At 63.8% G+C, this 9,474-nt stretch carries 9 protein-coding genes and 3 pseudogenes; 6 read left to right on the forward strand and 6 right to left on the reverse strand.

Annotated features, from left to right (window positions below):
* Window positions 1-9: 9 nt before the first annotated feature.
* Entirely contained in the window at window positions 10-339 is a 330-nt protein-coding gene (locus JF781_RS13910; protein ID WP_225330061.1) for a hypothetical protein, read from the forward strand.
* Between the two features lie 25 nt (window positions 340-364).
* Window positions 365-526, forward strand: coding sequence for a hypothetical protein (locus tag JF781_RS13915; protein ID WP_225330062.1), 162 nt, complete (start codon window positions 365-367; stop codon window positions 524-526).
* A gap of 512 nt (window positions 527-1,038) precedes the next feature.
* On the opposite strand, the pseudogene JF781_RS13920 reads toward JF781_RS13915, so the two are convergent.
* From JF781_RS13920 to JF781_RS13930, 3 genes and pseudogenes are all read right to left on the reverse strand, one after another.
* Window positions 1,039-1,671 (reverse strand): annotated as a pseudogene (locus tag JF781_RS13920) (IS1380 family transposase); the annotation flags it as partial.
* 79 nt (window positions 1,672-1,750) lie between these two features.
* Complete coding sequence (locus JF781_RS13925) at window positions 1,751-2,137, reverse strand: hypothetical protein (RefSeq protein WP_225330063.1); 387 nt, start codon at window positions 2,135-2,137, stop codon at window positions 1,751-1,753.
* Window positions 2,138-2,182: 45 nt separating this feature from the next.
* The gene (locus tag JF781_RS13930; RefSeq protein ID WP_043416424.1) at window positions 2,183-3,382 is read right to left on the reverse strand and encodes a helix-turn-helix transcriptional regulator; all 1,200 of its coding nucleotides are present in this window, start codon (window positions 3,380-3,382) and stop codon (window positions 2,183-2,185) included.
* A 306-nt stretch (window positions 3,383-3,688) separates the two neighbouring features.
* On the opposite strand from JF781_RS13930, the gene JF781_RS13935 reads away from it, so the two are divergent.
* The 4 genes from JF781_RS13935 (at window position 3,689) to JF781_RS13950 (ending at window position 6,880) form a co-directional block, all read left to right on the forward strand.
* Entirely contained in the window at window positions 3,689-4,165 is a 477-nt protein-coding gene (locus JF781_RS13935) for a GNAT family N-acetyltransferase (protein WP_157835606.1), read from the forward strand.
* 121 nt (window positions 4,166-4,286) lie between these two features.
* Window positions 4,287-4,814 carry a GNAT family N-acetyltransferase gene (locus tag JF781_RS13940; protein WP_225330065.1) on the forward strand — a complete coding sequence of 176 codons (528 nt, stop codon included), beginning with the start codon at window positions 4,287-4,289 and terminating at the stop codon, window positions 4,812-4,814.
* A complete protein-coding gene (locus JF781_RS13945) occupies window positions 4,814-5,476 on the forward strand; it encodes a uridine kinase (protein WP_043988409.1) in 663 nt (220 codons plus the stop codon). Before JF781_RS13940 ends, JF781_RS13945 begins: the two co-directional genes overlap by 1 nt.
* Before the next feature lie 183 nt (window positions 5,477-5,659).
* Complete coding sequence (locus JF781_RS13950; RefSeq protein ID WP_043988410.1) at window positions 5,660-6,880, forward strand: MFS transporter; 1,221 nt, start codon at window positions 5,660-5,662, stop codon at window positions 6,878-6,880.
* Between the two features lie 631 nt (window positions 6,881-7,511).
* Here the strand turns inward: JF781_RS13950 and JF781_RS13955 are convergent.
* The 3 genes and pseudogenes from JF781_RS13955 to JF781_RS13965 all read right to left on the reverse strand — a co-directional run.
* Window positions 7,512-8,846: pseudogene (locus JF781_RS13955) on the reverse strand (hypothetical protein); the annotation flags it as partial.
* Window positions 8,847-8,988: 142 nt separating this feature from the next.
* Complete coding sequence (locus JF781_RS13960; protein WP_225341256.1) at window positions 8,989-9,342, reverse strand: helix-turn-helix transcriptional regulator; 354 nt, start codon at window positions 9,340-9,342, stop codon at window positions 8,989-8,991.
* A pseudogene (locus JF781_RS13965) lies at window positions 9,339-9,474 on the reverse strand (site-specific integrase); the annotation flags it as partial. The pseudogene JF781_RS13965 and the gene JF781_RS13960, both read right to left, overlap by 4 nt.

A 9,474-nucleotide genomic window follows, 5' to 3' on the forward strand; every position in this document is an offset into this window, starting at 1 on the left:
GGTCCTGGGATGTCTAGCGTGGTCTCGCTGTACCTGTGGGCCACCCATCACACGTCCTTGACGACCGGCGGTGTGCCCGCCTCGACTGCTCCGAGCGCCGTGGTGGGGCCGCAGCTGCTCGACCAACAAGCTGTCGCGTCGTTGGTTCATCTGGGGTGGGTCGGTGAGCCGGTCGCAGCCCGGTTCACCTGGGCTCACTATTTGCGGTACTGCGAGCTGTTGGGTGACTGGGCAACGCAGGGCGACGTGGCGGTGGAGCTAGTCGAGATGTGGTTGGTGAGACGGTGGCGGGAGCGCATCACTGCACGCCGTTCACGACACGTCCAGGGGCGTCGGTGATGTTCGCGGTGAGGCACTGATGGGCGTGAGCGCGGTGGAGTCGGCGGTGACGCGTGTGTTGTCCGATCACGGCGGGTCAGGTGCAATCGCGGTGGTGCGTTGGCTGGTCACCGGTGAGCACGTCGTCGGTGACGGCGGGTTCACCATTGATCGTGGGTGGCCGTTACCCGGGCTGCCGGACGCGTGAACGTACCCGCTGGAGGTCGTCTCCAGCTTGGCTGGCGCCCAGCCAGGGTGTTGGTGCTGGTGATTGCCCGTCGGACGTGCTGTTGACGCGCGTCCTTGTGAGAGTGCGCTGAGCGCGGTCGTGGAGCACTTGTCGGATTTCTTGTTGGGCGGCCGCAATCCGGGCTCGCGAGGCGTCGGTCAGCACGACAGGTGTCGGCGTCGGGTCGATGCTGGCGGCGGCGCAGCCGCCGGCATTTCTCGCAGGCTCCGGTGGTGTCCAAGACAATCGTCGTAACCGGCTGTGCAGGAACGCACCAGGGTTGGCGATGTGATCGGGCCAGGTTCCTCCGCGGACGCGCATGTCGGTGTTGAGCTTGTCGTTCACCGCGTGGGCGGACCACACCGCGGGATCAATGCCGGCGGCGGTCAGTGCGTCGCAGATGGCGCCGATGTGGGCGCGGTCGAGGCCATGGGTGATGGCCACCAGCCCGGCGGCGAGCCGTTGGATGGCCAGCGGCCGTGCTGCGGTGTGCGGGCTGCGCCCTTGCCGGAGTTGGCCTTGCCCGCCCGCAACCTCGCCCCGGCGATCACCGGCGCACCGTGGTCGGTGCTGATCGTGGTGATCAACGGTGAGAGGCCTTTGCGCAGGATCTGCCTGCCGGCGATCTTGGTGTGTCCGTAGCTGGCGCCCTGCTTGGCGTGCCCGTAGACCGGGCGTAGTAGTGAGTCGATGTCGATGAACGCCCGTCCGTCGGCGCCGGGCAACAGATCGACACGCCCGCACAGCGCGGCCAGGTGTTCGCGCAGGACAGATTCGAGCTGGCGGGCATGCCCGAAGGTGAACTCCCGCAATAAGGTTCCGATCGTCGACGGGGCGTACACACCACCGAAGAGGGTCTTCATCCCACCCGAGCGCACAACGTCTAGGTCATCAATGCTGTCCGCGCCGGCGCACATCCCGGCGATCAGCGTGGTCAGCTTCGGTGACGGATGGGCCGCGGCCGAACGGATCCGCTCACAGGTGAACCGGATCTTGTCGGCCAATAGCTGCGACAGACCGGTCTGGTCGGCCAGGGTCATCACCGGCACCAGCCCGGCGCACGACACGAGATGTGCATCATCGAAGACCGCCGACGACACGGCGAACCTATGGGACACTTGCACCGGAAGCGCCTTTCTGAACGTGGGCTGATCGAAGTGTGGTAACTCCAATCATCCCAGCTCAAAGGGCACTTTCCTTACATCAACACCCTCCGAACAGGCGATTCATCGGTGGATCGAGGGTTAGGAACGCGGTGGCGACCCACACCATCTTCGTGGCGTCGAGAACGTCAGCCTGGCCGATGCTGGGGTCGAGGATGTAGGAGACGTCGATGGGGAGATCGAGGGCAGGCTTGGCAAGGTCGGTCCCAGGCACGCGGGGATGCAAAGCCGCGTAGTAGATCCACAGGAATGGCCCGTGTGCGTCTCGGCCGAGTTGGCCCGGCGGGTAGTCGGCGTCCGACGCGGTCGCAGGGAGGCGGTGCTTAACGGGTGTCGCCAGCTGAACGCATAGCTGGGCGGCGCCGTCAGGGCCGGGCAGGCTGGCCAGCACTGTGGCCGATGTCGGGGCGCTGTTGAGCAGTTGCACCGGGCACGCACTCGACGTGGTGAAGAAGAACCTCGCTCATTGTTGTTACTGACCTTTCCGACTTGCTTCGAGCCGTTCGAGGGGACTGCCGGGAAGGGCTGCGGGGGTGGGGGTCGCCATGACGGCGCTTTCGATGGCGCCCTCGATGGCGCTACTGGAGTACGTCGACGGTGCGTGCTTGTCGAAGTCCTCGTGAGCCCAGTTCCCGGGGGCAAGGGTGACGGTGATCGACAGCGGTACCGTCAGCTCTAGGGCCGCGAGCTGCGCGTGGATGGCCTCGGTGAGCCGGGCCGCGTACTCGGTGTATTCGCGTTTCTGCTGCTCATTGAGCGCGTCGACCAAGGCAGCGATCGACTGCATGGCCTGCTCATAGGCGATCCCGCCGGGGGTTGGATCGCGGGAGGCCTCGGCCTCCGCTGAGAGCTCGGAGAGCAGAGCCACGTCGTCAGCATCGCCGGTCCAGCCATCGTGGGTGATGACCAGGTAGCCGTTGTCGTCCACGTCCACCCAGTCCGCGGCTGCGATGCGAGGGTCGTTGGGGGAGAAGGGGCCCGGCGGCAGGTCGGCGGGCTCAGGAATGGCGTCGGCGCGGGCATCGAGTTCGAGTTGTGCGTCGGCATAGGCGTCGTCGCTGCCGTCGTCGATCTGGGCAAGAATGCTTTCCACCCAGAGATCGACCACGACCGGCTCGGTGCGATGGCGCAGTAAGTCTTTGTCGTCAAAGACCGTGGCTTGGAGTGTGCGCCGCACCATTTCGGCCTCCCACGAGCCTGGCCGGCCTGCCAAAGCTTCCTCGATACTCCCAACGTTGGCCGCCGCGCCCGCCAGGGCCAGCGTTACGAAGGCGGCCCAGTCGATGCGCAGCGCGGCGCGTGGATCGGGATCGATCTCCCATTGGCCTGACGGCCCTTGTCGCATCGGTTGATTGGTCAGCCGGGTTGCCTCGGTAAGCACGCTGATCGCGTCGTGGAGGACCTCATCGTGAGGCCGCGGTGTGGACGCCTGGTCGTCGGTGAGGTACCCGGTGTCGAAGAGAGCCGCAGAAACGACCTCGCGATAGGGCTTGCCGATCACGCGGGCGACGGCCGCCAGATTCTCGCGGTCCGGGAGGCGGCTGACGCCGTTAATCCGCCACTTGCGCAGATTCTCACGAGACATGCCAATCCGGCGGGCCACCTCGGATTCGCTAACGCCGTGGGCGGCCCGATACCTGTCGATCAACTCGACGAGGCGGGGGATTGCCATACCGCCAAGTATTCTGCGACAGTATGCCTACGTCAAGTGTCGGTGTGCACATATGCCAACTGTTACTGGTAACCCTCAGTATTCGATTCAGCCGTAATCCGGTGATTGTTGATATCGATAGGGTCGGCAGTTTCGGGATGGGCGGCTGGCAGCAGCTGTGATGGACTCACACTTGGCAAGCCCTTTGGGCTCTTGGTTAACCGTCCACGGAATGTTTGCTGGCGACTGTTTCGCGCCGCGCCCGTACATCCCATCTCGTCAAAAATCGATATGCGTGCAGCAGGGAACTTCTGCCACAATCTGCCGATGGCACAGTCCAGAGTGCGACTCCGCTCGGCGACCGCTGACGATCACGCTTTCGTCGTCGAGATGGCCCGCCATGCCTGCATTATCGAAGACTGGCCACTTCCTGACCCCGGTGACGGCGAAGTGCTCGAATTGCTCCCACCTGTTGGCATCGTGCCGATCCTTGCCGAGGATCACAGCGCGATCGCTATCGGTGCGGTGTGGACGTACCATAGCAATCCGCCATTGCGCACTGATGCGGCCGGGTCGCCATTGCCGGAACTCTGCATCGCTGTCGCACCAGGCTCGCGGGGAGCCGGCATCGGCGGCTTGCTTCTGGATGCACTGTTCGCCGAGCTTTCGCCACATGCAGAAGCAATGTGCACTAATGTCCATGTTCGCAATCCGGCCAAACATCTGTACGAGCGCAAGGGATTTCGCGTGGTGGGCCAAGGCAATGGACCCCTCGGCATCGCTATGATCAAAGATTTGCGATGAAGGGCCTACGCGTGGATGCCGCGTTCTCGTTGGTCTAGGTTCGGATTTTGCGCGATGATGCCATGTGTGCCGACTTTGATCCCGCCGGCGATATCCGCTGTCTCCTCATCCGTCGTTGTCGGTGGGCTCTATTGCGTTGCTCCGACCGTGGCGACTGTCTGACGCTCGCGCGGTCGTGGACGCCTTCAATGACCCCGAGATCCAACGCTGGCATGTGCGGCGCGCCGATTCTGAGGACGAAGCGCGCCAGTGGATTAGCGAGTGGCGTGACGGGTGGACTGCAGAGGCTCAGTTGAATTGGGCGCTGGTTGACCGCACCAGCGATTCATTGACCGGCCGTATTTCGCTCAAATGCGTGGATTTGCACGATGGTTCAGCTGAAGCGGCGTACTGGATGGCGCCAGCGTGGCGTGGACGAGGACTCTGTTCTCAAGCCCTTACTACTTTGTGTCAGTGGGCATTCCGTGAAGTCGGTTTCCAGCGGATTGGGTTGGAGCATTCGGTCGCCAACCTCGCCTCTTGTCGGGTTGCGGAGAAGGCCGGGTTTCGCGTGGAGGGCATCCGGCGGAGTGCTGCGTTGCACGCTGACGGCTGGCACGACATGCACGTGCATGCGCTTCTGGCCGGTGATACGCAGGACCGCCGGTGATGAGCGCTGCTTTCGGTCGAGTGGATGCGTTGGACTTCGTCGCGGCGCGGATTCCTGTCTTCGACGGTCAGCGTTGCCCGAGGATCGCGATCGACGGGCCCGACGGTGCCGGCAAGACCCATTTCGCGGACGCACTAGCCGAACTTCTACGAGACCGACAACGACCAGTCGTCCGAGTATCACTCGACGACTTTCACAACACCCGCGAGGTTCGGTACCGGCTGGGCCGTAGTTCGCCTGAGGGGTTCTGGTCAGACTCCTACAACTATCGCCAGTTCTATACCGATGTCCTTGTCCCGTTTCGGCCCGGCGGATCTCGGCGATACCGCACCGCCTGCCATGACGTCACCACTGACACGATTCTCATGCCGGAGCCGCAGCTGGCCGCCCCGGGCACAGTGCTCGTGGTGGACGGAATCTTCCTGCACCGCAACGAGCTTGCCACTAGCTGGGACCTATCCGTGTTCCTCGATGTTCCCTTCATCGAAACCGCACGAAGGATGGCCTTGCGAGATGGAAGTAACCCAGACCCGGACCATCCCACCATGCGGCGCTATGTTGAAGCGCAGCGCCGCTACTTCCGAGAATGCAAGCCTCAGGATCGAGCGACGATCCTGATCGCAAACAGCAACCACGAATCGCCAGTAGTACTCCGCGGGTAACCAAACGAACTGCGAGCACGCGCACCCCCCGCTGCCTTCAGAGGTGATCGGGGCCCAGTGGCTTGTCCACAGAACGGGCAAGGTGTTAGCAGTGTCGGCTCTCGACCAGATATCGAGTCCTACCGATCGAAAGGTATTTTAGACTGGTCTCGAGCTGCCTGTTCGCCGTGAGACAGTGGTGTCGTGGGGGATAGTGCGGGTGAAGGTACTCGCTCGGCTTTTGTTCGTTTTTGGGTGGCTGCGGCACTCAGTTCCATCGGGTCGGCGATCTCTGCGGTCGCGATGCCCGTCTTGGTCGTCCAGTTGCTCGGTGCCAGCCCATTCGAGGTTGGCGTGGTCAACGCCGCACAGTTTGTTCCGTACGCGGCCCTTGGACTTGTCGCCGGGGTGTATGTCGACCACTGGCGCCGCAAACCTGTGCTGGTGTGGGCCAGCGTGGGGCGTGCTCTGAGCCTGGGGCTGGTTCCAGTTCTGTGGTTGGCCGGCAGTCTGCAGATGTGGATGCTGGTCGTCGCGTTGCTGGCGTTCGGGGCGTTCTCGGTATTCGGGTTCGCCGCCACGCAATCATTGCTTCCCCGACTGGTACCGACGGGACAATTGGTTGCGGCGAACGCGCGTCTCGATCAGGCCGACGCTGCCGCCCAAACCCTCGGCCCGGCGATGGGCGGTGGACTCGTGGGCCTCTTGGGCGCTCCCGCGGCCATCGTCGTCGACGCGATCAGTTACCTCGTCGAGGCTGTGCTGATTGCGAGCGTCCATGCCCCCGAACCCCAACCAGAACCACGCTCGCGCCACCTCCGTCACGAGATCGGCGAAGGCCTGAAATGGACTTACCGCCACCGGACTCTCGGTCCGCTGGCAGTGTCGACACACATATGGTTCCTCGCCAACGGGGCAGCGATGACAGCGCTTTCCCTGCTGGCCCTGCGCTCCATGGGGTTCACCCCCTACGCATTCGGAATGCTATTGACGGTCTTCGGTGTCGCGAGTCTGATCGGGGCCTCGTTGGCACCGTCGACCGGTGACCGAATAGGGGTGGGACGGGTGATCATTCTGGCGCGCACCGCATACCCGATCACGTGGCTGCTCGTGGCCTGCGCCCCTGAATCCAGTTTGGGCGATGCAGTGATTTTCGTTGCGTTGGGATTCCAAGGGATCGCAGCCGGCATCGAGAATGCCAACGAGATGGGCTACTGGCAGACGCTTACACCGGACCGGCTGCTCGGGCGCGTGAACGCCACGAGGCGCTCCATTAATCAGACGATGGGCGCTTTGGGAGCGGTCCTGGGCGGCTTGTGCATCGGCGCCTTCGGTGAGCAATTCACGCTCGCTACCGCTGTCGCTGGTTTCGCGGTCGCAGCGGCCATTGCCGCGTCATCAGCGCTTCGAAGACACGGCAGCTAGGTGGAATACGTCTCACACCAATGCAAGTCGCGCCTCGGTGGGGTGATTCCGCTGTATTCGGTGCGATCGGTCTGTCTGCTGGATCGGCGCTCAGAGATGGGGTCGTGGAAGGCTCGTGGAGTCATCGATGGGTATCGGCGGCTTGGGTGCGGCTTGAGGTCGTTTACGGTGTCAGCTAGGAGATCGGGATTTCGGATTCATCGCCGTCCTCGACATCGTGAATTGTCGCGTTATCGTCCTCGCGTAAACGTCGAGCCCAGCGTTGATAGGCCGATTGCTGCGAGATACCCAGGGCCTCACCTATTTTCGCCCAAGATACGCCGGCCAGATGCGCCTGGAGCACTACGTCGGTGAGCTGCGTTTTGGCTGCTTTAGCTGTCGCGCGCGCCTGACCGAGGGCGTTCGTGGCCACCTGGACCGCGCCGCGGGCGTCGTCGAATGCGGCCGCCGCGGCTCCTAGTGACTCAATGTGGACGTCGTAGGGCCGAACCGGGGGATCGAGGTCGAACAACGTGGGCTCGGAGGTATCCGTGTCCGGTTCGTCTTTGTCGTCGGTGGGGCAAACCTGCGGAGAGTCGGTCGTCATGGTTCGTCCAGGTGGTGTTGTCGGAGTGTGCTTCCGATCGGTGGCGGATGCGTACTGCGCCCAGGTGTTGCCGGCTTCGGCGGCGTGTTTTTGGGTGACTTGGTCGCTGTAGCCGAGCATTTCGGCGACGACCGGTGGCGGTATTTGCGATACGAGTTCGCGAAGGGCTCTGTTGCGTGAGCCCAGCAACTCGATGCCGAGCCATCGAAGCCGATGCATGATTGATTGCGGGTCGAGGTGACGGCCAGCCCGGCTGCTGGGAAACAGCCAGGGCGTGGCGATGGCTCCGCCGGTGGTGCGTTGATTGGGCCGGTTGTAGAGGTGATGGTGCAGCTGGGAGGCGAACGGCTCGGGCACCGGGGTGGGTTCTTTGCCCAGCGCGATACGGGTCTCGGCGCCTACCCGGATGACAGCGGTGGTCTGCAGGCCGGCGATCTTCGTCAACGGCTGCGCGTAGAGCAGCAGCAGGATTCCAGCGATCCGGTAGGGAAGACTCTCGGAGTCGCCGGTGAGGAGTTCTTTGAGCCACGCGAGGCGCTGGTCTTGGGTGATGGTCGGGGATGTTCTGGCTTGTCGGTGCTCGATGGTGATTGAGGTGTTGATCTTGCTGCGTTTGGCCCAGACGAAGAACGTCCGGATCGAATGGCGGGTGGTCGGACCTGAGGCCAGGTATTCATCGACGTCCTGCTGGCTGCAGGTTGAAGCGGTGCGGTCGTGGGTCTGCTCGAGCCAGGTCAGGAATTTGATGGTTTCGGTGATCTCTTGTTGTGCTGCGCGTTTGGGTCCGTCGGTTCCTTGGCCGGGCTTGGACTCGCTGCGCAGGCGGCGCAGGTGGTGCCAGGTGGCGAACTGCTCCACGGGTCCTCGCACTGTCGGGGAGTCGATGGCGTCGAGTTTGGTGGCGAGCCAGCGTTCGAATCGTGCGAGGTGTTCGTCGCGTGGTGGGAGGAGGTGGTGGTGCACCAGCATGCTGCGTAGGTGTTCGATGTGTCGGCCCGGGCCGGCGGTGTCGAGGCCGTCGTGGGTGAGGGGTATTGCGCCGGAGGTGATTCCGCCGAGGAGCTGCAGTACCTGGATGTTGCGCTTCCAGGTGAGGATGCTTTCGGGCCGGTCGACGCCGCAGAGCACTTCGAGGAGGGTTTCCATGGCGGCCGGGTCGGCGGGATGGTGCAGCAGGATTTTGCACAGGTCGTCGCGTAGAGCGCATCGTGCGCATTCGCCGCGGCGGTGGATTTCGCCTTCGTGGCCGCAGGTGCGGCAGGCGTAATCGCCGGGGATGGCGGCGCAGGTCAGGCAGACCGGCCGTGGGTCGGTGCGGTTGAGGCGGCCGGGAAGGACGCCGTCGTGCCCGCAGTTGGGGCAGATGCCGTGGGTGCGCATCGCAGTGTAGAAGCAGCTGTGGCACAGCTGATCGCCGGGCCAGTAGGCCCGCAGTGTGTTGGCCTTGCGATGGCAGCGGCTGCATTCGTAGTGACCGGTGGTGACGGGTGGGCGTCCGCGGCGCCTGGATCGTGGCTTGGGATTAATCGGGGCCATCGGTGATGATCCGCGCTCGCCGTGGCCGGACCGACTTGTTGAGTTCGACCACGTTCGGCGGCGGGGTAGCGGCTGCCCCGGATGCGGTCTTCCGGCGTCGGACGTCGGTGGCAGTGACGGTCACCAGGTCCTCCACGCCACAGCCGAGGATGTCGCATAGCGCGGCCATCAGTTGCAGCGAAACACGTTCGGGCCGTTGGTGGACAACACGGTAGACCTGGGGTCGGGAGAGCTGAATGCCACGTTCGGCCAGGCGGGGGATCAGGTCAGTGCTGTTGTGCATGCCATGCGCGGCCATGAGCTCGGCGAGGCGCCAGGTGTAGTCGACTTCGCGTTTCATGATGATTCTTCCCCGAAGGAGAGCGCATCTTTGACGGTCTGATCGAGCATGCGGCGCAGTGTGCGGGTGCGGTAGTCGCTGGATACACCGGTGTAGAGGGATGTGGTGCTGGCGACATCGTGGCCGGCCTGG

It is taken from the genome of Mycobacterium sp. WUMAC-067, assembly GCF_020217485.1.
Taxonomy (GTDB): domain Bacteria; phylum Actinomycetota; class Actinomycetes; order Mycobacteriales; family Mycobacteriaceae; genus Mycobacterium.

Excerpts from the sequence above, each read along its gene's own strand:
- JF781_RS13910 (WP_225330061.1), top strand. The coding sequence starts at position 10 with ATGTCTAGCGTGGTCTCGCTGTACCTGTGGGCCACCCATCACACGTCC.
- JF781_RS13930 (WP_043416424.1), bottom strand. The coding sequence starts at position 3,382 with ATGGCAATCCCCCGCCTCGTCGAGTTGATCGACAGGTATCGGGCCGCC.
- JF781_RS13935 (WP_157835606.1), top strand. The coding sequence starts at position 3,689 with ATGGCACAGTCCAGAGTGCGACTCCGCTCGGCGACCGCTGACGATCAC.
- JF781_RS13945 (WP_043988409.1), top strand. The coding sequence starts at position 4,814 with ATGAGCGCTGCTTTCGGTCGAGTGGATGCGTTGGACTTCGTCGCGGCG.
- JF781_RS13960 (WP_225341256.1), bottom strand. The coding sequence starts at position 9,342 with ATGAAACGCGAAGTCGACTACACCTGGCGCCTCGCCGAGCTCATGGCC.